The organism is Salegentibacter sp. T436 (assembly GCF_001932675.1).
Classification (GTDB): Bacteria; Bacteroidota; Bacteroidia; order Flavobacteriales; family Flavobacteriaceae; genus Salegentibacter; species Salegentibacter agarivorans.
Genome location: NZ_CP012872.1, coordinates 197,309 through 221,579, shown reverse-complemented (window position 1 = coordinate 221,579; position 24,271 = coordinate 197,309). Strand labels below are relative to the sequence as shown.

General features: G+C 38.2%; 22 protein-coding genes and 1 riboswitch. Of the genes, 15 read left to right on the top strand and 7 right to left on the bottom strand.

Annotation, left to right across the window (positions count from 1 at the left end; translation table 11 throughout):
* Nucleotides 1-209: 209 nt before the first annotated feature.
* From AO058_RS00975 to metK, 5 genes are all read right to left on the bottom strand, one after another.
* Nucleotides 210-1,148 (bottom strand): pyridoxal-phosphate dependent enzyme, encoded by a 939-nt coding sequence (locus tag AO058_RS00975; protein WP_075324813.1) that lies wholly within the window; start codon nt 1,146-1,148, stop codon nt 210-212.
* Between the two features lie 141 nt (nt 1,149-1,289).
* Nucleotides 1,290-1,742, bottom strand: coding sequence for a universal stress protein (locus AO058_RS00970; RefSeq protein WP_075324812.1), 453 nt, complete (start codon nt 1,740-1,742; stop codon nt 1,290-1,292).
* Between the two features lie 15 nt (nt 1,743-1,757).
* Nucleotides 1,758-2,687, bottom strand: coding sequence for a 2-hydroxyacid dehydrogenase (locus AO058_RS00965; RefSeq protein ID WP_075324811.1), 930 nt, complete (start codon nt 2,685-2,687; stop codon nt 1,758-1,760).
* A 29-nt stretch (nt 2,688-2,716) separates the two neighbouring features.
* A complete protein-coding gene (locus AO058_RS00960) occupies nt 2,717-4,081 on the bottom strand; it encodes an acyl-CoA dehydrogenase family protein (protein ID WP_075324810.1) in 1,365 nt (454 codons plus the stop codon).
* A 133-nt stretch (nt 4,082-4,214) separates the two neighbouring features.
* Nucleotides 4,215-5,471, bottom strand: coding sequence for a methionine adenosyltransferase (gene metK, locus AO058_RS00955; RefSeq protein ID WP_075324809.1), 1,257 nt, complete (start codon nt 5,469-5,471; stop codon nt 4,215-4,217).
* A gap of 922 nt (nt 5,472-6,393) precedes the next feature.
* Here metK and AO058_RS00950 point away from each other — a divergent pair.
* The 11 genes from AO058_RS00950 to AO058_RS00900 all read left to right on the top strand — a co-directional run bounded on the left by AO058_RS00950 (nt 6,394) and on the right by AO058_RS00900 (nt 17,302).
* The gene (locus tag AO058_RS00950) at nt 6,394-7,686 is read left to right on the top strand and encodes an O-acetylhomoserine aminocarboxypropyltransferase/cysteine synthase family protein (RefSeq protein WP_075324808.1); all 1,293 of its coding nucleotides are present in this window, start codon (nt 6,394-6,396) and stop codon (nt 7,684-7,686) included.
* Nucleotides 7,687-7,771: 85 nt separating this feature from the next.
* Nucleotides 7,772-8,785: an alpha/beta fold hydrolase gene (locus AO058_RS00945; protein ID WP_075324807.1), complete on the top strand. Its 1,014-nt coding sequence runs from the start codon at nt 7,772-7,774 to the stop codon at nt 8,783-8,785.
* Complete coding sequence (locus AO058_RS00940) at nt 8,748-9,821, top strand: aspartate kinase (RefSeq protein ID WP_075324806.1); 1,074 nt, start codon at nt 8,748-8,750, stop codon at nt 9,819-9,821. Before AO058_RS00945 ends, AO058_RS00940 begins: the two co-directional genes overlap by 38 nt.
* Before the next feature lie 22 nt (nt 9,822-9,843).
* Nucleotides 9,844-11,007, top strand: a complete 1,164-nt coding sequence (locus tag AO058_RS00935; RefSeq protein WP_075327843.1) for a trans-sulfuration enzyme family protein — start codon at nt 9,844-9,846, stop codon at nt 11,005-11,007.
* 95 nt (nt 11,008-11,102) lie between these two features.
* A complete protein-coding gene (locus AO058_RS00930; protein ID WP_075327842.1) occupies nt 11,103-11,519 on the top strand; it encodes an RrF2 family transcriptional regulator in 417 nt (138 codons plus the stop codon).
* A gap of 128 nt (nt 11,520-11,647) precedes the next feature.
* Complete coding sequence (locus tag AO058_RS00925) at nt 11,648-11,899, top strand: DUF2061 domain-containing protein (RefSeq protein WP_075324805.1); 252 nt, start codon at nt 11,648-11,650, stop codon at nt 11,897-11,899.
* Nucleotides 11,900-11,965: 66 nt separating this feature from the next.
* On the top strand, nt 11,966-12,595 hold the full coding sequence (locus AO058_RS00920) for a phosphoadenosine phosphosulfate reductase domain-containing protein (protein ID WP_075324804.1): 630 nt from the start codon (nt 11,966-11,968) through the stop codon (nt 12,593-12,595).
* A 180-nt stretch (nt 12,596-12,775) separates the two neighbouring features.
* A complete protein-coding gene (locus tag AO058_RS00915) occupies nt 12,776-14,869 on the top strand; it encodes a HEPN domain-containing protein (RefSeq protein WP_075324803.1) in 2,094 nt (697 codons plus the stop codon).
* A complete protein-coding gene (cobA, locus tag AO058_RS00910; protein WP_075324802.1) occupies nt 14,862-15,644 on the top strand; it encodes a uroporphyrinogen-III C-methyltransferase in 783 nt (260 codons plus the stop codon). The genes AO058_RS00915 and cobA overlap by 8 nt, the downstream gene beginning before the upstream one ends.
* A gap of 7 nt (nt 15,645-15,651) precedes the next feature.
* Nucleotides 15,652-16,245, top strand: a complete 594-nt coding sequence (locus AO058_RS00905) for a precorrin-2 dehydrogenase/sirohydrochlorin ferrochelatase family protein (RefSeq protein WP_057480526.1) — start codon at nt 15,652-15,654, stop codon at nt 16,243-16,245.
* Entirely contained in the window at nt 16,238-17,302 is a 1,065-nt protein-coding gene (locus tag AO058_RS00900; RefSeq protein WP_075324801.1) for an NAD(P)/FAD-dependent oxidoreductase, read from the top strand. The genes AO058_RS00905 and AO058_RS00900 overlap by 8 nt, the downstream gene beginning before the upstream one ends.
* Nucleotides 17,303-17,660: 358 nt before the next feature.
* Here AO058_RS00900 and AO058_RS00895 read toward each other — a convergent pair whose 3' ends face one another.
* Complete coding sequence (locus AO058_RS00895) at nt 17,661-18,083, bottom strand: hypothetical protein (protein ID WP_075324800.1); 423 nt, start codon at nt 18,081-18,083, stop codon at nt 17,661-17,663.
* Between the two features lie 135 nt (nt 18,084-18,218).
* Nucleotides 18,219-18,797: a hypothetical protein gene (locus AO058_RS00890; protein ID WP_075324799.1), complete on the bottom strand. Its 579-nt coding sequence runs from the start codon at nt 18,795-18,797 to the stop codon at nt 18,219-18,221.
* Between the two features lie 335 nt (nt 18,798-19,132).
* Here AO058_RS00890 and AO058_RS00885 point away from each other — a divergent pair, with 335 nt between their 5' ends.
* The 4 genes from AO058_RS00885 (at nt 19,133) to metH (ending at nt 24,166) form a co-directional block, all read left to right on the top strand.
* Nucleotides 19,133-19,555, top strand: coding sequence for an OsmC family protein (locus tag AO058_RS00885; RefSeq protein ID WP_075324798.1), 423 nt, complete (start codon nt 19,133-19,135; stop codon nt 19,553-19,555).
* Nucleotides 19,555-20,061 carry a hypothetical protein gene (locus AO058_RS00880; protein ID WP_075324797.1) on the top strand — a complete coding sequence of 169 codons (507 nt, stop codon included), beginning with the start codon at nt 19,555-19,557 and terminating at the stop codon, nt 20,059-20,061. The genes AO058_RS00885 and AO058_RS00880 overlap by 1 nt, the downstream gene beginning before the upstream one ends.
* 193 nt (nt 20,062-20,254) lie before the next feature.
* A riboswitch (SAM riboswitch) is annotated at nt 20,255-20,365 on the top strand.
* Between the two features lie 52 nt (nt 20,366-20,417).
* Nucleotides 20,418-21,434, top strand: a complete 1,017-nt coding sequence (locus AO058_RS00875; RefSeq protein WP_075324796.1) for a homocysteine S-methyltransferase family protein — start codon at nt 20,418-20,420, stop codon at nt 21,432-21,434.
* On the top strand, nt 21,431-24,166 hold the full coding sequence (gene metH, locus AO058_RS00870) for a methionine synthase (protein ID WP_083634112.1): 2,736 nt from the start codon (nt 21,431-21,433) through the stop codon (nt 24,164-24,166). The genes AO058_RS00875 and metH overlap by 4 nt, the downstream gene beginning before the upstream one ends.
* The last annotated feature ends 105 nt before the right edge of the window (nt 24,167-24,271 follow it).

Sequence of the window (24,271 nt, the reverse complement as noted above, 5' to 3'; positions counted from 1 at the left end):
TAAAGTAAATTAAGGAATTCATTTAGCTCAAACAGCCTAAAATTTTACGGTGCCATCACTTCAAATTTCACGATAAATTTTCGGTATGCCGCTATTGATTCGGCATTTTAATTTTCTACAAGGTTTAGCAAGCCTTGTAGGTCTTTGGTTAATTAGAAATTATACCTGCGAGGTATAAAAAACTCGCAGAAAAAGCAATTCAATGATGATTAAAAAGGCAAATTACTTAAATCTACATTCCCACCGGAGATAATAATTCCAATTTTTTTATTTCGAAATTTCTCTTTTTCGCGTAAAATCGCAGCAAAAGCCACCGCACTGGAAGGTTCTACTACAATTTTCATACGTTCCCAGATGAGTTTCATAGCATTGATAATTTCCTCCTCTTCAACTCGTATAATTTCAGAAACAAACTTTTGAATTATAGGGAAATTCTTATCTCCAAGCTGGGTTTTTAATCCATCGGCAATTGTATTGGTGCTGGAATTGGTTTCGATTTTTCCAGTTTTCAGAGATCGATAAGCATCGTCAACTTCAAAAGGTTCGGCACCAATGGTTTTGCATTTTTTAGTATAAAAATCTACTGCCAGCGCGGTTCCGGCTATAAGTCCACCGCCACCAACGGGTGTAATAATTATATTCAGATCAGGAAAATCTTCAAGGAGTTCTTTTGCCCCGGTTCCCTGGCCATAAATTACATTCAGGTCATTTGAAGGATGAAGAAAAGTAGCACCGGTTTCTTTTTGAATCTTTTCGGCCGCGGTTTCGCGAGCTTTTATGTTGGGTTCACACTCGGTAATCTGGCCGCCGTAAGTTTTTACCGCATCTTTTTTAACCTGTGGAGCCGAAGAAGGCATCACGATATAAGCCGGGATTCCCAAATTTTTAGCCGATAACGAAACTGCCTGCGCAAAGTTACCAGACGAATGTGTTACCACGCCTTTCGCTCGTTTCTTTTTGCTTAAAGTCAGGATTGCAGCGGTTGCACCTCGCATTTTAAAAGCACCCATTTTCTGAAAATTCTCACACTTAAAGTAAATTTCAGTTTTGGCTAATTTGTTTAATAAATCTGAAGTTAATACCGGGGTGCGGTGTGTGTATGGTGAAATTTCTAAATGTAGTTTGGTAAAATCTTCTTTACTGATCATTGTGACTTATTTCAATCAATAAAATTAAAAGAAATTAATTCAGTAAAAAAGTATAATCCAGCTGAGTAATCTATCCTGAAGTGATTTAATAAAAAATTTAGTGCTTAATTTCAGAAGCAAGATTTTGAATTATAGAGAAAATTATTTTTCTTCTTCAATAGGAATGGACAGCACAGGGATTTCGGCATTTTTAAACAATTCTACCGAAACACTTTCGGCAAAAAGATTATAGAAGAAACTGTGTTTGTGGGTACCTACAATTAGAATATCGGCTTTAAGCTTTTTGGCTTCCTGCAATACGGTTTCCACAGTAGAGCCCTGAATTAAAAGCGCATCAGATTCTATATTTTTATCAATAAACATATCGCGAATTTGCTGTAATTCTTTGTGCTCGTCTCTTAATTCATCGGCTCGCATATCTCTAATATATTGCGGGCCGGCATCAAAACCGGCAAAATCGGGATCTGGGGCGGCTACGTGAACCACCCAGATCTTAGCCCCGAATTTTTCTGCTATACTTTCAGCGTATGCCATAAGTTCTCCAACGGCATCATTAAAATCTACTGCAACCAAAATGTTTTTGAAAGTTTTCATACGCTGATATTTTAATTAATAACCTCTATCTCGTTCTACCACGTTCTTAAGTTCTTCTTCATCCTGCAATCTTTCATAATTCTCAATAATTTGCGGCACTACAGAGTTTGGATGAGTAACGCTGGCAATATGTGGTGTTATCCTTATTTTTGGATGTTTCCAAAATGGATGCTCGTCTCTTATTGGCTCTTCCCAAAATACATCTAATGCCGCACCAGAAAGATGGCCATCGTCTACTTTTGCCAGTAAATCCTGCTCCACTAAATGTTCACCACGGGCAACATTAATTACGTATGCGCCTTTGGGTAATTTTTCGAATAATTCTTTATTGAGTATTTTTTCGGTATCGGGAGTTAAAGGAAGCATATTTACCAGGATATCAGACTGCTCCAAAAACTCATCAAATTCATCTTCTCCGGCAAAGCTTTCTACGTTTTCAAATTCTTTTTTATGCCTGGAAAATCCTATTACCTGGAAGCCATTTTTTAATAAATTATTGGCCACGCTTTGCCCAAGGTTACCTATCCCCAAGATCCCAACTTTTACATCGTTATTGCGAGTATAAGAAACAGGTTCCCATTTTTCGTTTATTTGGCTTTCCCTGTAATGGAGTAAATTTCTTTGGTGCGCAAGAATAAGGGTAAGTACAAAGGTTCCCATATCTTGTTCCAGCCGATCGTCTACCACTTTAGTGATTTTTATATTTTCGGGAAGTTCCTGATCGCTGGTAATATGATCTACCCCGGCGCCCATAGAAGCAACGACTTTTAAATTGGGATAATTTTGAAAGATTCCACGGGGATGATTCCAGGTTAAGGCAAATTCTACCTCTTCTTTATCGTGATCTTCTGGATACACGTAAATATTTAAACCCGGATGTTGATTTTTTAAAGCTTCAACCCAAGCTTTCGGGTCTTTACCCGGACTAACAATTAATAATGACATTCTATTCTTTATTTTTGAATGGTTAATATTTAACTTACAAAAGCACTGTATCCCGTAATGGCACGGCCTACAATTAGCGAATTAATTTCTTTTGTTCCTTCGTAACTATAAATGGCTTCGGCATCGGCTACAAAACGGGCAACATCGTGTTCTAGTAGAATACCATTGCCGCCCATAACTTCGCGGGCACGGCTTACCACATCCCTGGTACGCATACTACAAAAAACCTTCGCCAAAGATGCGTGTTCATCTGTTAGTAAGTCGGCATCCTGCATTTCAGAAAGCCTAAAAACCAGTGTTTGCATTGCGGTAAGATTGGAAACCATTTCTACTAAATGATTTTGAATTAACTGGTAAGAAGCAATTGGTCTCCCAAACTGTTCTCTTTTCCTGGTGTATTTTAAAGCGCTTTCATACGCGCCCCGGGCGCAACCAACCGCCTGCCAGGCTACTCCAGCACGAGTCATTCTAAGTACTTTTGCAGTATCTTTAAAGGAATCTGCTTTTTGTAACCTGTCACTTTCGGGTATTACACAATCGGTTAAAGTTATAATGGCATTCTGCACAATTCGCAAGGCCATTTTATCTTCCATTTTTTCTGCTTTATAACCAGGATTTCCTTTTCTTACCAGGAATCCTTTAACCTGGTTGCTGTCTACATCCCGCGCCCAAATAATAATTACATCAGCAAAAGTGGCGTTCCCAATCCATTTTTTCTGTCCGTTTAAAATCCAGTTTTCACCGTCAAACTTGCATGTAGTTTCAAGTCCGCCGGCCACACCAGAGCCAACATTGGGTTCTGTTAATCCAAAGGCACCAATAGCATCTAATTTTTGCATCTTCGGAAGCCATTCCTGCTTTTGTTCTTCACTTCCGCATAGGTAGATAGATCCCATTGCCAGGCCGCTATGTACGCCGAAAAAAGTTGAAATAGAAACATCTACACGTGCAATTTCCTGTGCTATAATACCTTCCATTAAAAAAGGAAGATTTGGGCAGCCATAACCTTCGTAAGGCACACCGGTAATATTTAGTTTCTTGAATTTCTCAATAATTTCGTGAGGAAATTTAGCACGATTCCAATGGTCGTTTACCAACGGCCTAACTTCATCTTCCATAAAATTTCGCACCTCCATTTGGAGCTTGCGCTGCTCCTCGGTAAGTTTAAGGTCTAAATTGTAAAAATCGCCGGTAATGGGAGGAAGGTCACTCTGGCCTTTTTTCTGCTTGGTTTTTAACATTTTCATCAAACCCTTGAGTTGACGCTCATCTAACTGGCCTAAACTTTTCATCGCTTCTGAAAGGTCTATCTGCTTATTAATTTTCGCTAATTGATCCATATCAACCGACTTTAATAGGTTGATGGTGTTTCTTACTTTTCTAAAAACGGACATAAGGTGTTTGATTGGTGGAATTCTAAAATTAGGAATTAAAACTGCGTCCGGTTGTTAAAGCTTTCCGAAGAAAACGTCAAAAAAAAATACCGCTGAATGCAGCGGTATTTAAGTAATAATTATGGCTTAGAATTTAGAGACTAAAGGCTTCCTTCACCTTGTCTACATAATCCAGTTTTTCCCAGGTAAAAAGTTCTACTTCCTTTTTTACTTCCCCAGAATATGGACTTTTAAAGATTTTAGTGACCGTTCTTGGTTCTTTCCCCATATGCCCGTAAGCAGCAGTTTCACGATAGATAGGACTCCTAAGTTTTAGACGATTTTCTATGGCCCAGGGGCGCATATCAAATATCTGGGCTACTTTTTTTGCAATTTCCCCATCCTTCATATCCACTTTGGAAGTACCATAAGTTTCTACTGAAATTGAAGTAGGTTCTACCACCCCAATCGCATAAGAAACCTGTACTAAAACTTCGTCTGCAAGCCCGGCGGCAACCAGGTTTTTGGCAACGTGACGCGATGCATAAGCAGCCGATCGGTCGACTTTACTTGGGTCTTTTCCCGAGAATGCACCACCACCGTGCGCGCCTTTTCCGCCGTAGGTGTCTACAATAATTTTTCTTCCGGTAAGTCCCGCGTCCCCGTGAGGCCCCCCAATAACAAACTTTCCGGTAGGATTTATATGATAAGTAATATCATCATTAAAAAGTTTCTGAACATAATCTGGTAATTGTTGTTTTACCCGCGGAATAAGAATTTCAAGAATATCTTTCTTGATCTTTTTCAACATAGCATCATCATCCTCATCAAAATCGTCGTGCTGGGTAGAAACCACAATAGCCACAATTTTTTGCGGCACATTATCGTCACTATATTCTATAGTAACCTGGCTTTTAGAATCGGGACGTAAGTAGGGGATATCTTTGCCTTCGCGTCTTAATTTTGCCAGCTCAATAAGTATTTTGTGAGAAATATCTAAAGCCAGCGGCATATAGTTTTCGGTTTCGTTGGTGGCGTAACCAAACATCATTCCCTGGTCTCCGGCGCCCTGTTCCTCCTTATTTTCACGATCTACACCCTGGTAAATTTCCTGGGATTGTTCGTGGATTAAAGAGATTACGCCACAAGAATCACCACTAAATTTGTATGCTCCTTTAGTATAACCAATATCATTAATTACTTCCCGGGCAATGTTTTGAACGTCTAAATAAGTGTCGCTTCTTACTTCACCGGCAAGCACCACCTGGCCGGTAGTTACTAAAGTTTCGCAGGCGACTTTAGAATTTTCATCAAAAGCAAGGAAATTATCGAGTAAGGTATCGCTAATCTGATCGGCGATTTTATCGGGGTGTCCTTCAGAAACACTTTCTGAAGTAAATAAATAAGCCATATTTTTAATTTATTTTAAAAAATACGGGTTGAATTTGACGAAAAGCTAAGGGAGTAGTGATACTGCTTTAGCATTTTTCTTATACTTTAAAAAGCATAAAAGGGTTGCAATCAGTCAAATCCTTCCCTTTAATAATTCGGTTACAAATGTATAAAAATAACCCAAACTCATACTTTCTTTAACTTTCTTTTTTATAGGGTTGAAGACTTTAAAATTTCGACTTCAATTTATAGCGTATAAAATTATAGTTTTATACTTCTGAAATATAGCTAATTAGGTTTGTGTTTTAGATAAAAATAGATAATAAATAATTTTACAGCCATTAAATTATTGATTAATCAGTTTAAAGGAATAAAAATTTATTTTTCGTAAAAGTGAAGTTTGGATTTGGTTATTAAAAATTTCTGCCCTTATCTTTGTAACCAACAAAACAACGAAATGTACCAGATAATTTGCAATATGATGCGTATGATGATGTGGAAAACTTCCGCAGCGCGCTCAATTGCTTAATTCTGAAAAGAGATAAATTGCAAAAAGCCGCTGCCAATCGCAGCGGCTTTTTTTTTATTTAAAACTTAGTCATTTTCGCGGAGGCGGAAATCCAGATTAAGAAAATAGGTTAGTAAAAATTAGATTCCCATCGGTATGGGAATTACAAAAACAAATATGATGATTAAGGCAATAAATAAAATGATGATGCGCACTATGATGATGTGTATGTGTATGCAACACATGAATTGCTATTGCCAAAACCGAATGTAACTTAGTTTGTTTAGAGTTCAATTAAAAGGTCCCCTTGGTAATAGCTACTTAAGGGGACTTTTTTATTTAAAACACCGTCATTTCCGTGAAGGCGGAAATCCATAACAAAAACATAATCAAGCTTTCAAAATAGAAGCAAAACTTTAAAAAATTAGAAATTATGAGTACTCAAAAATTTTCAACAAACGCATTACACGCAGGTCACGATACAAAAAAAAACGGAGGAACAAGGGCAGTACCAATTTACCAAACAACTTCTTATGTTTTTAATAATTCAGATCACGCTGCCAATCTCTTTTCCCTGGCAGAACCCGGTTATATCTACACCCGATTAAATAATCCTACTAACGATATTTTAGAACAACGTCTTGCAGCACTGGAAGGCGGGATAGCAGCTGTAGTTACAGCTTCAGGCACAGCTGCAATTAATACCACGCTTTTAACGCTTTTAAAATCTGGAGATCATATTGTAGCATCCAGTAGTTTATATGGAGGAACTTATAATCTACTAAGTGTAACTTTACCAAGATTTGGAATTACAACCACCTTTGTAGACCCTGAATATCCAGAAAATTTTAAAAAGGCTGCAAAAGAAAACACGCGTGCCATTTTTGTAGAATCGCTTGGAAACCCGAAGCTTGATGTTCTGGACCTTAAAGCAATTTCTGCTGAAGCCAACGCGCTCAAGGTTCCATTTATAGTGGATAATACCGTGGCTACACCTTCTTTGCTAAAACCTATAGAGCACGGCGCCGATATTGTAATTGAATCGCTTACCAAATATATTAGCGGTAACGGAACTTCACTTGGAGGTGCCATTATAGACGCCGGTAATTTTAACTGGGCAAATGGGAAATTCCCCGAATTCACTGAACCTTCACCGGGTTATCACGGGCTAGTTTACCACGAAGCCTTAAAAGAAGCCGCATTTATTGCAAAAGTGAGAATTGAAGGGCTTCGAGATCACGGCGCGGCTTTAAGTCCGTACAATGCTTTTCAGATTTTACAGGGTTTAGAAACTCTTGAAATAAGGATAAAGCAGCATAGTCAGAATGCTTTGGAACTGGCCACCTGGCTGGAACAGCAAAAAGAAGTAAAATGGGTAAACTACCCTGGGCTGGAGAGCAGTAAATACAATAAACTCGCTAAAGAGTATCTTTCTAAAGGGCAAAGCGGCGTAGTGACTTTTGGAGTTGAAGGAGGCTTTGAATCGGCTAAAGTTGTAGCCGATGAAACCAAACTTTTCTCCCTCGTTGCCAATATTGGAGATACGAAATCACTAATTATTCATCCGGCAAGTACTACACACCAGCAACTGGACGAAAAACAACAGGCTACTGCTGGAGTTACACAAGACCTTATTCGTATATCGGTTGGGCTGGAAGATGTTGAAGATTTAAAAACAGATTTAAAAGAAGCTTTTGCTAAAATTGAGAAAAAAGCTCTGGTATAATTTATTGTTGGTGGAAAGGCAAAGGAAAAAGCAGCCAGGTTAAGTCTTTTTCCTTTTGCTCTTTCTAAATCAAAAAACGAAAAAAATGCTTCAGGAACTCTGTTTAAAAGATTTTGAAAATTCCGCGGGAACGGTTCAGGATATTTATTTGAGCTTTCAGCAGTTTGGGAAAAACCCAGAAACGGCGCCGGTGGTTTTAATAAATCATGCGCTTACGGGTAACTCTCAAATTACGGGAAAGCTTGGCTGGTGGACCAAAATTGTGGGGCCTCAAAAATGTATTGATACCGAAAAATTCAGCATTCTGGCTTTTAATATTCCGGGTAATGGTTTCAACGGAAAAAAAGAACATTTAATTGAAAATTATAAAGAATTTACGCTTAGAGATATTGCAAGAATCCAGGTTTTAGCACTTCAGCAATTAAAAATTGAGAAACTTTTTGCCATAATTGGAGGCTCAATAGGCGGCGCACTCGCCTGGGAACTAGCCGCTTTAAAACCTGATCTAGCTGAAAATATTATTCCTATTGCCACAGATTATAAAGCCACAGATTGGGTTTTGGCAAACTGTAAAGTGCAGGAGCAAATTCTTAATAACTCTAAAGAGCCGGTGAAAGATGCAAGAATGCATGCAATGACCTTTTATCGTACTCCGCAATCTTTAAGTAAGAAATTTAACAGAACAAAAGAAGAAATAAAACCTTGCTATAAAGTAGAAGGCTGGTTGCAATATCATGGTGTTAAACTGGAAGAACGTTTTCAACTCGCTTCCTATAAATTTATGAACCACTTGCTAACTACTATAGACATTAGCAAAGGCAGCGGTAATTACCTGGAAGTCGCAAAGAAAATTGAGGGAAATATTCATATTGTAACAGTGAATTCTGACTGGTTTTTCCTGGCCGATGAGAATTGGGAAACTTATGTAAACCTTTCCCTGATTAAAAATAATGTAAGTATTCACGAAATAAGATCAATTCACGGGCACGATGCTTTTTTAATAGAAGCCTCGCAACTGTCCAGATTTTTAAAACCCGTATTTAAAACCAACAATATAAAAAATGAAAAAAGTGAACATCATCTTGTTTGGAATAGGTAATGTAGGAAGTACCTTAATTCAGCAATTACTCGACGCAAAAAAACAATGGGAAAAGCATTCGGGGGTTTCTGTAAATATTCCTGTGATTGCCAATTCAAAAAAAGCGCTTTTTAATGCTGAAGGTATTTCAGAAAACTGGAAAAAAGATTTTAAAAAATCTTCCGAAAAGTACAAACTGGAAGATATCCTGGATTTCACCAAAGAAAATGACCTGGAACATCTTATAGCAATAGATGCCACGGCCAGCAAGGAATTTGTTGAAATTTATATTCGGTTAATACAAAATGGCTTTAACCTGGTAGCCGCCAATAAAGTTGCGAACACACTTTCTGCCGATTTCTACAACAAATTACGAAAAGAATTAGATTACCACGGCAAGTATTTTTATTATGAAACCAATGTGGGCGCAGGATTGCCAATTGTACAAACCGTACAGGGCTTGCACCAGGCGGGAGAAAAGGTTACCAAAATTCGAGGGGTCTTTTCCGGTTCGCTGAGCTTCATTTTTAATACTTATTCTGAAAATAAAGAGAAGTTTTCAGATGTATTGCGAAAAGCCGGAAGATTGGGATATACCGAGCCTGATGCCCGCGAAGATCTTTCAGGAAATGATGTGGGAAGAAAATTATTGATTCTGGCTCGTGAGCTTCAGTTAGAAAAAGAATTTCAGGAGATTAAAATTCAATCTTTAATTCCCGAAAAATTAAACGGACAAACTTCCGCAGAAGAATTTCAGCGAAGAATAGGGGAGCTGGATGAAATATTTTTTCAGCATAAAAAGGAACAAAACAAAGATCATGTGCTACGATACATTGGGGAAATTGAAGTAGAGAGCGCCAACCTGGAGGCAAAACTTATTTCTGAACCAAAAAGTACCGCTCTGGGTCAAATTAAAGGCGCCGATAATATTTTTGAAATTTATACCGAGTCTTATGGCGACCAGCCACTGGTAATCCAGGGAGCCGGCGCAGGAGCAGCGGTAACCGCTCGCGGTGTAGTTAGCGATGTGCTTAGATTATCGCAAAGACTTAATTAAAAATCCAACAAAACCAACAATTATGCATTTTGAAACCGAAGCCATTAGAACACAAAACGAACGTACACAGTTCCAGGAGCATTCCACGCCCCTGTACCTAACGTCCAGTTATGTTTTTGATGATGCCGAAGATATGAGAGCTTCATTTTCTGAAGAAAAGGAACGCAATATTTACAGCCGATTTACCAATCCCAATACTTCAGAATTTACTGAGAAAATAGCGAAGATGGAAGGGGCAGAGGCAGGTTTTGCTTTTGCCACGGGAATGAGTGCTGTTTTTTCAAGTTTGGCGGCTCTTTTAAATAGTGGAGATCATATTATTTCGGCAAGATCGGTTTTTGGTTCTACGCATAGTTTGTTTACCAAGTTTTTTCCAAAATGGAATATTTCACATTCCTATTTTAATGTGAATGAAGTTGATAAAATTGAAAGTTTAATAAAGCCCGAAACCAAAATTATTTTTGCTGAAACACCTACTAATCCAGGTGTAGATGTATTGGATTTAGAAGTTTTGGGTGAAATAGCTAAAAAGCACAATCTTATATTAATTATAGATAATTGTTTTGCCACGCCCTGGCTTCAGAATCCTATAAAATTCGGGGCGCATTTGGTAATACATTCGGCTACAAAATTAATAGACGGTCAGGGCCGCGTTTTGGGTGGTGTAACAGTAGGAAATGCCGATTTAATAAGGGAAATATACCTGTTCTCAAGAAATACGGGACCGGCTTTGTCGCCTTTTAACGCCTGGGTACTTTCTAAAAGTTTGGAAACTTTAGCGGTACGTTTAGATAAACATTGTGAAAACGCAGAAAAAGTTGCTCTATTCCTGGAAACCGAAGCCAATGCTGAAAATGTGAAATACCCTTTTTTAAAGTCGCATCCGCAATATGAAATTGCTAAAAAACAGATGAAAAAAGGTGGGAATATTGTTTCATTTGAGATTAAAGGAGGGATTGAAGCGGGTAGAAAGTTTATAGATGCTATAAAACTTTGTTCAAGATCGGCAAATCTTGGCGATACACGCAGTATTGTTACGCATCCAGCATCTACAACACATAGTAAATTAAGTGAAGAAGACAGGTTAGAAGCCGGGATAAAGCCAGGATTGGTAAGAGTTTCAGTAGGATTGGAACATGCAGATGATGTAATAGCAGATTTAAAACAGGCTCTAAATTCAATTTAGTTATGGTAATTTCAGCAGACATAGGACTTTTTGATTTTTCCGTAGAGAATTCAATAATAAATGCGAAAAAGTCAATATTTAAGTATATTCGCAGTATGCTTTCTAAAAAGACCAAATACGGTATTAAAGCCCTGGCGTTTATCGCAAAAAAAGGGGATAGAAAACCGGTGCAAACTTCTGAAATCTCAAAAAGTGAAAATATCTCGCAAAAATTCCTTGAAAGCATACTTCTGGAATTGCGAAAATCGGGATTTTTGGGGTCTAAAAAAGGCAAAGGCGGCGGCTATTATTTAATAAAAGAACCGGAAGATATCCGAATGACTTCGGTAATTAGAGTACTGGAAGGTCCTATAGCGATGGTGCCCTGTGTGAGCCTAAATTATTACGAAAAGTGCGACGATTGCCCCAGTGAAGAAGCCTGTTCTGTTCATAGTTTAATGATCCAGGTTAGGGATAGCACATTAAAAGTGCTGGGCGATAACACTTTAGCTGATATTTCTGCGAAAAAATAAGAATTCAAAAATTAAATGTTAAATACTGAAATTTAGGCCTTTAATAGTTGGTCTGATAAAAAAACAAAGTTACTTTTGTTTTATAACCTACTAATCCGATAGGTTAATAGAATTTAAACGAAGAGAGTATGATACTGGATCAGGCAAAATCTAAAACCACTTATAAAAAAGACAGGACTTCAGAAAAACCCTTACGCAGTATTTTAAAAACAGTGAGTTGGAGAATTGTAGGAACCGTAGATACCATAGTTATTTCGTGGGTTCTAACAGGAGAAATTGAAACTGCACTGGCCATTGGGTCGGTAGAATTGGTCACTAAAATGATCCTGTATTTTGGCCACGAGCGGCTTTGGAATATGATAAGTTTTGGAAAAGAATAGGAATATTTTTTAGAAAAGAATATAGAGTATAGTTAGGCTCGGGCAGGGCCAAAAAATTTATAAAAGATGAAACGGTACAGCGAAAAAGAATTAAAAATCCTCAACCAGCAGTTTAAAGGAATTACGCCGGCTGAGATTGTACAGTGGGTAGTATCCAACTCGGCCAGGCCGGTGATTACCACTAATTTTAGACCTTATGAAGCTGCAATTTTACACGCAGTTTCAGAGATAGATCCGGTAATAAAAGTAATTTGGTGCGATACCGGTTACAATACTCCTCAAACTTATAAGCACGCAAAGCAGGTGATAGACCAGTTGTCACTTAATGTTAAGCTTTACACCCCAAAGCAAACCGCTGCTTATCGTGATGCACTGTTTGGAGGAATCCCCGATATTAATAATCCGCAACACGAAGAATTTACCAAACAGGTAAAACTGGAACCTTTTTTACGCGCTATGCGCCAGCAAAATCCGGATGTTTGGTTTACAAATCTTAGAAAGGGCCAAACCAGTTTTAGAGATAGTATAGATATTTTAAGCTATAGCAAAGACGGAATTTTAAAAGTGAGTCCGTTTTACCACTGGAGTGACGAAAAACTGGATGCCTATTTAGAAAAACATGAACTGCCAAACGAATTTAAATATTTTGATCCCACCAAAGTTTTAGAAAACCGTGAATGTGGCCTCCACGCTTAATGAATCCCAATGAAAAAAGAGCAGAGTTATACCGAGATGTACCGTTCAAAAATGTGTATTCGCTGCACTTAAAGGAAACTTTTTATAAAAAAATATAGGAAGTCCTTTTAAATGAAAAATCAAAAAAGGACTTTTTTATTAATACCTGTTTTTCAGGTTTCAATTTAAAAATTATCGATAATGCAAAGTTTTAGAACCGAAATAGAAAACCCAATCGTAGAGCAGGATATTCTTGATTTAGAAAAGAAAATCAGGTTGTTTCGTGAGGGCAAAGCAGATGAAGAGAAATTCCGAAGCCTTCGTTTAGCGCGTGGGGTATACGGGCAACGACAGGCGGGAGTACAAATGGTTCGAATAAAACTGCCATTTGGAAAAGTAACTTCAGAACAACTGCACAGAATAGCCGATGTTTCTGATGAATATTCCAAAGGCCGTTTGCATATCACTACGCGCCAGGATATCCAGATTCACCACGTGAGTTTAGACAGAACACCGGAGCTTTGGGCGCAGCTGGAAAGAGATGATATCACTTTGCGTGAAGCCTGCGGAAACACGGTAAGAAACGTAACCGCTTCGCCAACCGCGGGAATTGATGTAAACGAACCTTTTGATGTTTCTCCATACGCACATGGGACTTTTCAGTTTTTCCTTCGGAATCCAATTTGCCAGGAAATGGGAAGAAAATTTAAAATTTCTTTCTCTTCTTCAGATGAAGATACTGCGCTGAGTTACATTCATGATCTTGGTTTTATCGCCAAGTTGAAAGACGGAAAACGCGGATTTAAAGTGATGCTAGGCGGCGGGCTCGGTTCTCAACCAAGACACGCCGATGAACTCTATGATTTTCTTCCTGTGGAAGAAACCCTTCCTTTAATTGAGGGTGTACTTCGGGTTTTTGATCGGTACGGCGAACGTGCAAAACGATTAAAAGCAAGGATGAAATTTCTTGTAAAAGATATAGGAAAAGAGGCTTTTATGGAACTTGTAGCCGAACAAAACACGGCGCTTTCAAAAAACCATCCTAAATTTGAAGTTGAAAAATTTGAAACTGCACCGCCGCTTCAGGATGTTGAGGTGCCTGCAGTAACAATTGAAGATAAGAAGGATTTTGAAACCTGGAAAAACACCAATGTTCTTCCGCAGAAACAGGAAGGCTTATTTGCGGTTGGAATCAGGGTTCCGTTAGGGGATTTTTATACCGGTGGCGCAAGAAAACTTGCCGATTTGGTAAAGAAATACGCCGGAAATGAGATCAGACTGAGTTTAAGACAGGATATTTTAATTCGTCACGTTCGGGAAGAATTTTTGCCATTTTTCTATTCAGAATTAAAAAAACTGGGCTATGCTGATACCGGTTACGATAAAACCGTAGACATCACGGCCTGCCCCGGTACCGATACCTGTAACCTGGGGATTGCCAGTAGTACGGGAATTGCCGATGTACTGGAAGATGTTTTAAAAGAAGAGTATCCGCAGTTTATAAACGGAAAAGATATCACTATAAAAATAAGCGGTTGTATGAATGCCTGCGGGCAGCATAATATGGCGGAGATCGGTTTCCAGGGAATGTCGGTTAAAGTTGGCAAAACCGTGGCACCGGCACTTCAGGTTTTACTTGGTGGCGGAACCCTTGGGGACGGCCAGGGCCGTTTTGCTGATAAGGTGGTGAAAGTGCCCAGTAAACGCGGGCCAGAAGCTTTGCGATTCTTGCTAAACGACTTTGAAGCAAATGCCAATTCCGAAGAAAAATTTGCGGAATATTATGACAGGCAGGGCAAAACTTATTTCTATGATTTATTAAAAGAACTGGCCGATACTTCAAACCTAACAGAAAACGAATTTGTAGATTGGGGCCACGAAGAACCTTATATAAAAGCAGTAGGAGTAGGCGAATGTGCCGGCGTGGTTATAGACCTTATCGCAACACTTTTATTTGAAAGTGAAGAGAAAATTGATAACGCAAAAAGTGCACTGGAAAGAAAAGCCTGGGCCGATAGTATTTATCATTCCTATACCTCAATCGTAAATTCTGCTAAGGCTTTATTACTTGCTGAGGATGTAAAAACCAATACCCAGGCGGGAATTATTTCTCAGTTTGATGAGCTTTTTGTAGACACCGGTAAAATTGAATTATCGACTTCCTTCAAAGAATTCGCTTATCAAATGAACGAGCACGAGCCAACCGAAGCTTTTGCCAATAAATATTTAGAAGACGCGCATTTGTTTTTAAAAAGAGTGGATGCATTTAGAACAAAGGAGGTACAAAATGTATAATTCACCAAAATTAAGTGTGGTTGGTGCCGGGCCGGGAGATCCGGAACTAATCACCCTAAAGGCTTTAAATACTTTAAAAGATGCGAAAGTAGTGCTTTTTGATGCGCTTATAAACCGGGATCTTTTGGAATATGCACCGCAGGCTGAACATATTTTTGTTGGCAAACGAAAAGATAAACATAGATATTCTCAGGACGAAATAAATGAGCTTATTGTAAAATATGCCCTGGAAAGAGGTCACGTGGTTCGGTTAAAAGGAGGAGATCCTTTTATTTTCGGAAGGGGATCTGAAGAAATCAATTACGCTAAAAGTAAAGGTTTGGAAACTGCAGTTGTTTCCGGGATTACTTCTTCTATTGCGGTACCAGCCAATGTTGGAATTCCGCTAACCCAACGGGGAACTTCCGAGAGTTTTTGGGTTATAACAGGAACCACAACTCAAAAGAAACTTTCAGAAGATGTTCGGCTGGCCGCACAATCTACCGCTACGGTGGTGATACTGATGGGAATGGCGAAACTCGCTGAAATCGTGAACATTTTTAGCTACTACGGCAAAGAAGATACTCCGGTGGGGATTATTCAAAATGGAACTACCGATAATGAAAAATCTGGTTTTGGGACCATTATAAGTATAGAAAAAGTAGTTGCCGAAAAACAACTTACCGCCCCGGCAATTATCGTGATTGGCGAAGTAGTAAAAGAAAGCGGACAGCTTAAAGCAGTTTTTGAAAACGTCAAGGAGTTTGAATTTAAAAATTCCCCCATTGGGGGCTAGGGGGCCTATGGAAGAAAGAAACGAATTATACCCGGTCTTTTTAAAGGTCAATAAGCTGAATATTCTGGTCGTTGGCGGCGGACAGGTGGGACACGAAAAATTGCATTTCCTGTTTAAATCGAGTCCTAATGCTAAGGTGGAAGTGGTCGCAAAATGGTTTTTACCGGAAACAGAAGAACTGGCAAAAAAACACGGCGCAAAATTAACAAAAGGCAGGTATAGAAGAAAATACCTTAAAAACCGTCATTTTGTAATTGCGGCTACGAACGATGCAAAATTGAATAAACGAGTTTACAAACATGCCAAAAAGCGTTATTTACTGGCTAATATAGCCGATACGCCCGAACTCTGCGATTTCTATATGGGCGGCATTGTAAATAAAGGCCACGTAAAAATCGCGATTTCCACCAACGGTAAATCGCCTACCGCGGCAAAACGTTTACGGCAATTTTTTGAAGAAGTAATTCCCGAAAATGTAAACCAGATGGTAGAAAATTTAAATGAATACCGAAGTAATATAAAAGGTGATTTTGAGGCGAAAGTTGATCAAATGAATTCTATAACCGAATCTTTAAAAGTTAAAAACAAGAGTGATGATTAAAACAGATATCCTGATAATTGGGGCTGGCCCAACCGGTTTGTTTACCGTTTTTGAAGCGGGATTATTAAAACTAAAAACGCATTTAATAGACGCGCTGCCACAACCCGGCGGGCAATGTTCTGAGATTTATCCTAAAAAACCAATTTATGATATTCCGGCATTTCCTGAAATTTTAGCGGGAGATTTGGTTGGAAATCTAATGGAACAAATAAAACCTTTTGAACCAGGCTTCACTTTGGGAGAACGCGCCGAAACTTTGGAAAAACTGGACGACGGTACTTTTATAGTAACTACCAATAAAGGCACAAAACACCACGCGCCGGTAGTAGCAATTGCGGGTGGATTAGGTTCTTTTGAGCCAAGAAAACCCCCAATCGCTAATATTACCGATTTTGAAGATAAAGGCGTTTCTTATTTTATTAAAGATCCGGAAGTTTACCGCGATAAAAAAGTAGTGATTGCCGGTGGAGGGGATTCTGCATTAGACTGGGCCATTTACCTGGCCGATGTTGCTGCGGAAGTTGCCCTGGTGCACCGTAGAGCAGAGTTCCGTGGCGCATTGGATTCTGTGGAAAGGGTTTCAGAATTGGCTAAACTCGGTAAGATTGAAATGATTACCAATGCTGAAGTTGTTGGCCTTAGAGGTGAAGATCAATTGGAACAGGTGGTAATTAGGCATAAAGATGAAGCCCGCGGAGAGGAATTTAAAGATGTGGATGATTTTATTCCACTTTTCGGATTGTCTCCAAAACTGGGCCCGATTGGAAGCTGGGGACTGGAAATAGAGAAAAACGCGATTAAAGTTGATAATTCTTACGATTATCAAACCAATATTCCCGGCGTTTATGCTATTGGTGATGTAAACACCTATAAAGGAAAATTAAAACTGATCCTTTCCGGTTTTCACGAAGCCGCGATTATGTGTCAAAGTGCTTACCAGCGAATTTTCCCTGATAAAAAATATGTACTTAAATACACCACCGTTGGCGGCGTGACCGGATTTGACGGTAGTAAAAAAGAAGCCAAAAAAGAAGTGGTACAGAGTATTGGCATGTAAGCCACCTGGCCCCGAAGGGGGAATTAATTAGAATAAAATACAATGATTTTTAAAGCTTATTAAGCTCCCCTCCTTTTAAGGAGGGGTGGCCTATAGGCCGGGGTGGTTGAAGCATTTCGTCATTCCTTATTTTAAGTCTTCTATTTTTTGCCGAGAGCCCCTATCATATTCTATTCCACCCTTAATATTAAATTTATGTAAATTTTCTCTGGAATAGAAAATTTTATAATCTCTTGTTTGCATTATCTATTCCGTAAATCTTTATTTTTCCTGAGGTTAAATTTTTCTATTTTCTTCTTTGCAAGAGCTTAAAATTATTAAAGCAATTAATATGATTTGGAGTCTTTTCATTTCAAGTTTATTCAATACACATTCTACCATCTAGCCTTTGTTCCTCTCCTTCAATGCTTAAAGTTGAAAGGAAATAGAAACATCCATCTTCTATCTTTTTCATTTTTACTTTAATTCCACCATTGCTATTTACGAAATGTTGAAATTCTGTTAATTCCATTTTAGTTCCATCATATTTTCCAATGTAAGAACAATCATTAATCCACTTGAGGTTGATAAATTCTGCTTTCTTGTTTTTGTCTGGTAAGCCTTCTTCATTTAAAGGTATTTCAATTTGATAATTCCCGTTTCTTTCGATCCGGACACTTGAAAATCCATCTTCTGCCGGCATAATAAAGTTTCCATTTCTAAAGTCTTCACAATTTAATTCCTGGGCTGTAGAATTTAAAAATGTAAATATTAGTGCGGTAAATAGATATAGTGTTTTCATTGATATTGGTTATGGAAAAGTAGCGGAAATAGGGAGACGGGCTTGTCGGATTAATGCTTTCTTTCCTGGTTTCTAAAATTACACTTTTTCGGCAAAAAGGGTTATTTGCGATGAAACGACTTGGCAATTGTTTATTTAGTTCGAACTATAATGGGATAATACAAAATCTATATAGGAAATCATTGAAATTACTTTTAATGAATTAGTTTCATTTCCATATTGAATATCAACACCGTGTAAAATTTCATGACGGTTTAATCGAATTGGGAATTTTTCAATTTCCTTTTCCCAACTATTAATACTTGCTTTTTTAATTATAGGAGATAATATAAAGTCTGAATATTTTAGATTTTTACTCTCTAATTTTTCTTTAATCTGTGGCAAGTAATTCTTATTTATAAAAAATTTAGCATCTAAAACATCATTACAAATTCCATCAATTTGAGTTAATAATATACAAATAGAAGCGTGGTAAAGTCCTTTATTATGAGCATCAAAAGCTTCATTTAAAATTTGTTTTCTGTTTGAATATTTCTCAGTTAACATTTTTCTAATCTCATCAATTTTACCTCTGTAATAATCTGAAAAATAAAGATCAAGTTTTTCGGGAAGATTATTATAGATATGTTTAAGGCAAGTGTTTATTTTTAATTCACTGTTTTTTGAGAAATCATCTACATACCATCCATATGTTGCAGTTTTGTAGATGACCATTTCAACTTTTTCAGTGTTTAAATGCTTATATTGATCAAATAATCTATTAACCTCATATAGCCTGATTAAAGCTTTAACGAGTGTTTCAGATCCTTCTTTAATTTCTATGATTTACAGAATATTTCATTAATAAATTGTTGTCAAATCCTTGTATTCCTATTTTTACAATCACACGTAAATTACTAGGATAAAATCAGATTCATTTCCAAGCTTCCCTGTAAATCTATTAAAAATTTGTTAATATCGTTTACGGAAAACCCTAACCCGGTATAAGCTTTAGAACTTTGAGGTTTTTTAATAAGCTTTAGCTAAATTTGTTTAAAACAAGATTTATTATGAAGATTAACCTTAAAAGACTTAATAAAGATTATCATTTTGAAACCGTAAACGAGCGTGGAGACATTGTTCATTTAGATAATAAAACCGATGCCGAACCAAAGGGAGCCAGCCCAATGGATTTATTACTGCGAGCCATTGCCGGTTGTAGCAGTATTGATATCGTAATGATTCTAAAAAAGCAACATCTGGAACTGGAAGATCTCCAGGTGGAAGTTGAAGGCTTTAGAGAAGATGGCGCAGTGCCTAATGTTTTTAAGAAAATTCAGCTTAATTTTCTTTTAAAAGGAGATGTGCCTGCGGCGAAAGCCAAACGTGCCGTAGATCTTTCTATGGAAAAATATTGTTCGGTTTCTAAAATGCTGGAAAAAGCAGCTGAAATCAATTATGCGATCACTTTAAATGGCGAGCTTATCAATTAATGAACTCTTTTGAAACCAGGATAGTTAAAACCTGGAAGCCTTCGGTGTTTTTAAGGATTGTTTTTATTATTCTCCTTCTGGGAGGTAGTGCGCTCACATCGATTTTCGAGGTAGAGGAAAAGTGGCTTCGGCTTACCGGTAGTTTTGCTTTTATGCTGGGAATGTTTGGAGCTTTAAGTCAGTCGTTTGTTAAACCTAAATATCTTGGGGATATGGAGATAGATGAAACCAGGGTTAAAATAGATTTAGCCAATTCCAAAAAGGAATTTTTAATTTCCGATTTACGGGAAATTGGATTTAAATATGGAGGTTACGCCAGTTTCTGGAAGTATACTTTATACGGAAATAAAAATCATATTTATTTTACTACGCTTTCAGGTGAAAAATATAATTACGAAATAATTCTTCAGAATAAACAGAAGAAAGAAGAGCTGAAATCTTTTCTAAACGAATTAAATACCACTGATACTATTCAAATTAAGAAGTTTGGTAATTCGGCTTTTTAAGTCAATAGAAACTTTGGAAATTAAAGCAGTATTTGGAAGTAATCTTTAATTTTTATCCCTTCTTTTTCCTGTTTTATTAAAAATATAATTCAGTAGATCATATAAAATACATTATCCATAAAAATTACTCTTAGTCCTTGCATTTAAATGGCTGTGCCGTATATTTGCTGGTTCAAGTTCATTGTTTATAACATCGTTATCAAGAAAGGTTGAGGGAATAGACCCGTTGAAACCTTGGCAACCCTCCTGTAATGGGAGAAGGTGCTACATTCTACTTCGCTTCTTTGGCGCAGATAGATAACAAGAAAGAATTCTTTCCCGCTTCTTTTTTTGATAGTGATTTTAGATAAAATTATATGTCAAAATTAGAAGAACAACTTCAAAAAAATATACTCATTTTAGACGGTGCCATGGGCACGATGCTTCAGGATTATAAATTTTCTGAAGAAGACTTCCGTGGAAAACGTTTTGGAGATTGGCCGGTTTCCGTACAGGGAAATAACGACCTGTTATCCATTACCCAGCCTGAAGCAATCGCAACAATACACCGCAAATATTTTGAAGCCGGTGCCGATATTGTAGAAACCAACACCTTTTCTGCAACCACCATCGCTATGGCCGATTATAAAATGGAAGAACTGGTAGATGAGCTCAATTATGAGTCGGCCAGGATTGCCAAAGAAGTCGCCGTAAAAATGACTGAAGAAAATCCGGAAAAACCTCGGTTTGTGGCCGGCGCGATTGGGCCCACCAATAAAACCGCCAGTATGAGCCCCGATGTTAACGATCCCGGATTTCGTGCAATTTCCTTTGAAGAATTGCGGGTAGCTTATAAGCAACAAGCCAGCGCTTTAATAAAAGGCGGCGTGGATATTCTTCTGGTAGAAACTGTTTTTGATACCCTAAACGCTAAAGCCGCGCTTTTTGCCATTGATGAACTTAAAGAAGAATTACAGCTAGATATTCCCATAATGGTAAGTGGAACGATTACCGATGCTTCCGGGAGAACGCTTTCGGGGCAAACCGCGGAAGCTTTTCTTATTTCGGTATCGCATATTCCCCTGTTAAGTGTTGGTTTTAACTGTGCTTTGGGTGCTAAACAACTAACACCGCACCTCGAGGTTTTAAACCGTTTTGCAAGTTGTGGTGTGTCAGCTTATCCTAATGCAGGGTTGCCAAATGCTTTTGGAGAATACGACCAGGATGCTGAAGAAATGGCAAGACAGATTAGGGAATATTTAGAAAAGGGTTTGGTGAATATTCTTGGTGGTTGCTGTGGTACCACACCAGAGCATATTAGCGCTATTGCTGAAATTGCCAAAGATTATAATCCAAGAAAAATAGTGAAACCTGAATTTTCCACCGCGTTATGATAGAAACAGTGAATCAAGAAAATATACAGGAAGAAATTTCCCCGGAAAAAGAACAACAAGAGATTAGGCCTTTAAAATTATCTGGTCTCGAACCGCTTATAATTACCCCCGATAGCAATTTTGTAAATGTTGGGGAAAGGACTAATGTAGCCGGTTCCAAAAAATTCCTTCGCCTAATTAAAGAGGAGAATTTTGAGGAAGCCCTGGAAGTAGCAAGAGATCAGGTAGACGGTGGTGCCCAGATCATCGATATTAATATGGACGATGGTCTTATTGAAGGCAAAGAGGCGATGGTAAAATTCCTTAACCTTATTGTTGCCGAGCCCGATATTGCCCGTGTACCCATCATGATAGATAGTTCTAAATGGGAAATTATAGAAGCCGGTTTACAGGTGGTGCAAGGGAAATGTGTTGTGAATTCTATAAGCCTTAAAGAAGGCGAAGCAGAATTTATTGAACACGCTAAAAAAATAAAGCGTTACGGTGCTGCGGTAATCGTTATGGCTTTTGACGAAGTTGGGCAGGCCGATAATTTTGAACGTAGAATTGAAATAGCAAAGCGTTCTTATGATATCCTGGTTAATACAGTAAAACTACCACCAGAAGACATCATTTTTGACCTGAATATTTTCCCGGTAGGTACGGGGATGGACGAGCATAAACGCAATGCCATAGATTTTATTGAAGGAACCCGTTGGGTAAAAGAAAATCTTCCGCATTGCAGTATTAGTGGTGGTGTGAGTAATGTTTCATTTTCTTTCCGCGGAAATAATCCGGTGCGGGAAGCGATGCATTCGGTGTTTTTATATTATGCGATTAAAGCGGGAATGAATATCGGGATCGTAAACCCCGCACTTCTGGAAGTGTATGATAATATTCCCAAAGATCTTTTAGAACACGTAGAAGATGTAATTCTTGACAGAAGAGAAGATGCCACAGAGCGCTTGCTTGAATTTGCTGAAACCGTAGTGGGTTCTAAAAAGGCAAGCAAAGTAGACCTTTCCTGGAGGGAAAATCCGCTTCAGGACAGGATTACCCACGCTTTGGTTAAAGGAATTGACGCTTATATTTTAGAGGATATAGAACAGGCCCGCCAGGAAGCTGACAAACCTATTGAAGTAATTGAAGGTCATTTAATGATTGGAATGAATGTGGTAGGCGATCTCTTTGGAAGCGGAAAAATGTTTCTTCCGCAGGTAGTAAAATCGGCCAGGGTAATGAAGAAAGCAGTGGCCTACCTTCTTCCTTATATTGAAGCAGATAAGTCCAGTAAGCGCTCCTCGGCTGGAAAAGTTCTTATGGCTACGGTTAAAGGAGATGTGCACGATATTGGGAAGAATATTGTAAGTGTGGTTTTGGGCTGTAATAATTACGAAATTATTGACCTGGGCGTAATGGTGCCTCCGGAAAAAATTATAGAAACTGCAAAAGCTGAAGGTGTTGATGCCATTGGTCTCAGCGGATTAATAACACCTTCTTTAGACGAAATGGTTTTTTTAGCCAAGGAAATGGAACGCCAGAATTTTGACGTGCCTTTACTTATTGGTGGCGCCACAACTTCAAAAGCGCATACGGCGGTAAAAATAGACCCGCAGTATAAAAATGCGGTGGCTCATGTGAACGATGCATCGCGTGCAGTCACGGTAATTGGCGATCTTTTAAAGGAAGAAACGCGCACTAAATATATGAGCGATCTTAAAGCCGAATATGATAAATTCAGGCTTAATTTTAAGAAAAGAAGTAAAGTGAAATCTTTTCTTCCAATTGGAGAAGCGCGAAAAAATAAGTATTCCATAGACTGGAAAACCACTCAAATTACAAAACCGAACAAACCGGGAATTCAGCAAATAGATAATTTCGATTTAAAGGAACTGGAAGCTTTTATAGACTGGAGCCCATTTTTTAGAAGCTGGGATCTCCACGGGCGTTATCCGGATATTTTAACCGATAAAGTGGTGGGGGAACAGGCAACTTCTTTGTTCAAAGATGCAAAAGTTTTACTGAAAAGAATTCTGGATGAAAAGTTACTAAAAGCGAAAGCTGTTTACGGATTATTTCCGGCGAATACGGTTAATGATGATGATATTGAAGTGGAATATGAAGAAAATTCCGAAGAAAAAAAGATGCTTTTCAGAACGCTTCGGCAGCAATTAAAAAAACACGGCGGAAAGCCAAATTTTGCACTTTCCGACTTTATTGCGCCAAAGGAAAGCGGAATCCAGGATTATATAGGTTGTTTTTGTGTGACTACAGGTTTTGGTACTGCAGAATTAGCTAAAAAGTTTGAGGAAGATTTTGACGATTATAATTCAATAATGATAAAAGCCCTTGCCGATCGTCTCGCAGAAGCTTTTGCTGAATATTTACACAAAAAAATAAGACGGGAAGACTGGGGCTACGCGCCCGAAGAGAATTTAAGCAACCAGGAATTAATAAAAGAAACTTATAAAGGAATTCGCCCGGCTCCGGGTTATCCTGCCTGCCCAGATCATTTAGAGAAAATAAGTATTTGGGAAATTTTAAAGGTAAAGGAACGAATTGGAGTTGAACTTACCGAAAGTTTAGCGATGTGGCCGGCTGCGAGTGTAAGCGGATATTATTTTGCCAATCCCGAAGCGCGTTATTTTGGCCTGGGAAAAATTAAAGATGACCAGGTGAAAGATTTTGCTGAAAGAAAAGGAATTCCGCTGAAAAAGGCCGAAAAATGGCTTAATCCAAATATTGCAGATTAAGAGCTCTTGTTAGCCTCCCCAAAGGGAAGGAATCGGGAAAAATAAATTTAGATTAATTAATAATCCAACCAATATTTTCCTATTGGATAAAGAACTGGGAAGTAT

Bases quoted from the DNA above. Each gene is read 5' to 3' on its own strand.
- AO058_RS00975 (WP_075324813.1), bottom strand. From the start codon at position 1,148: ATGATCAGTAAAGAAGATTTTACCAAACTACATTTAGAAATTTCACCA.
- AO058_RS00970 (WP_075324812.1), bottom strand. From the start codon at position 1,742: ATGAAAACTTTCAAAAACATTTTGGTTGCAGTAGATTTTAATGATGCC.
- AO058_RS00965 (WP_075324811.1), bottom strand. From the start codon at position 2,687: ATGTCATTATTAATTGTTAGTCCGGGTAAAGACCCGAAAGCTTGGGTT.
- AO058_RS00960 (WP_075324810.1), bottom strand. From the start codon at position 4,081: ATGTCCGTTTTTAGAAAAGTAAGAAACACCATCAACCTATTAAAGTCG.
- metK (WP_075324809.1), bottom strand. From the start codon at position 5,471: ATGGCTTATTTATTTACTTCAGAAAGTGTTTCTGAAGGACACCCCGAT.
- AO058_RS00950 (WP_075324808.1), top strand. From the start codon at position 6,394: ATGAGTACTCAAAAATTTTCAACAAACGCATTACACGCAGGTCACGAT.
- AO058_RS00945 (WP_075324807.1), top strand. From the start codon at position 7,772: ATGCTTCAGGAACTCTGTTTAAAAGATTTTGAAAATTCCGCGGGAACG.
- AO058_RS00940 (WP_075324806.1), top strand. From the start codon at position 8,748: ATGAAAAAAGTGAACATCATCTTGTTTGGAATAGGTAATGTAGGAAGT.
- AO058_RS00935 (WP_075327843.1), top strand. From the start codon at position 9,844: ATGCATTTTGAAACCGAAGCCATTAGAACACAAAACGAACGTACACAG.
- AO058_RS00930 (WP_075327842.1), top strand. From the start codon at position 11,103: ATGCTTTCTAAAAAGACCAAATACGGTATTAAAGCCCTGGCGTTTATC.
- AO058_RS00925 (WP_075324805.1), top strand. From the start codon at position 11,648: ATGATACTGGATCAGGCAAAATCTAAAACCACTTATAAAAAAGACAGG.
- AO058_RS00920 (WP_075324804.1), top strand. From the start codon at position 11,966: ATGAAACGGTACAGCGAAAAAGAATTAAAAATCCTCAACCAGCAGTTT.
- AO058_RS00915 (WP_075324803.1), top strand. From the start codon at position 12,776: ATGCAAAGTTTTAGAACCGAAATAGAAAACCCAATCGTAGAGCAGGAT.
- cobA (WP_075324802.1), top strand. From the start codon at position 14,862: ATGTATAATTCACCAAAATTAAGTGTGGTTGGTGCCGGGCCGGGAGAT.
- AO058_RS00905 (WP_057480526.1), top strand. From the start codon at position 15,652: ATGGAAGAAAGAAACGAATTATACCCGGTCTTTTTAAAGGTCAATAAG.
- AO058_RS00900 (WP_075324801.1), top strand. From the start codon at position 16,238: ATGATTAAAACAGATATCCTGATAATTGGGGCTGGCCCAACCGGTTTG.
- AO058_RS00895 (WP_075324800.1), bottom strand. From the start codon at position 18,083: ATGAAAACACTATATCTATTTACCGCACTAATATTTACATTTTTAAAT.
- AO058_RS00890 (WP_075324799.1), bottom strand. From the start codon at position 18,797: ATGGTCATCTACAAAACTGCAACATATGGATGGTATGTAGATGATTTC.
- AO058_RS00885 (WP_075324798.1), top strand. From the start codon at position 19,133: ATGAAGATTAACCTTAAAAGACTTAATAAAGATTATCATTTTGAAACC.
- AO058_RS00880 (WP_075324797.1), top strand. From the start codon at position 19,555: ATGAACTCTTTTGAAACCAGGATAGTTAAAACCTGGAAGCCTTCGGTG.
- AO058_RS00875 (WP_075324796.1), top strand. From the start codon at position 20,418: ATGTCAAAATTAGAAGAACAACTTCAAAAAAATATACTCATTTTAGAC.
- metH (WP_083634112.1), top strand. From the start codon at position 21,431: ATGATAGAAACAGTGAATCAAGAAAATATACAGGAAGAAATTTCCCCG.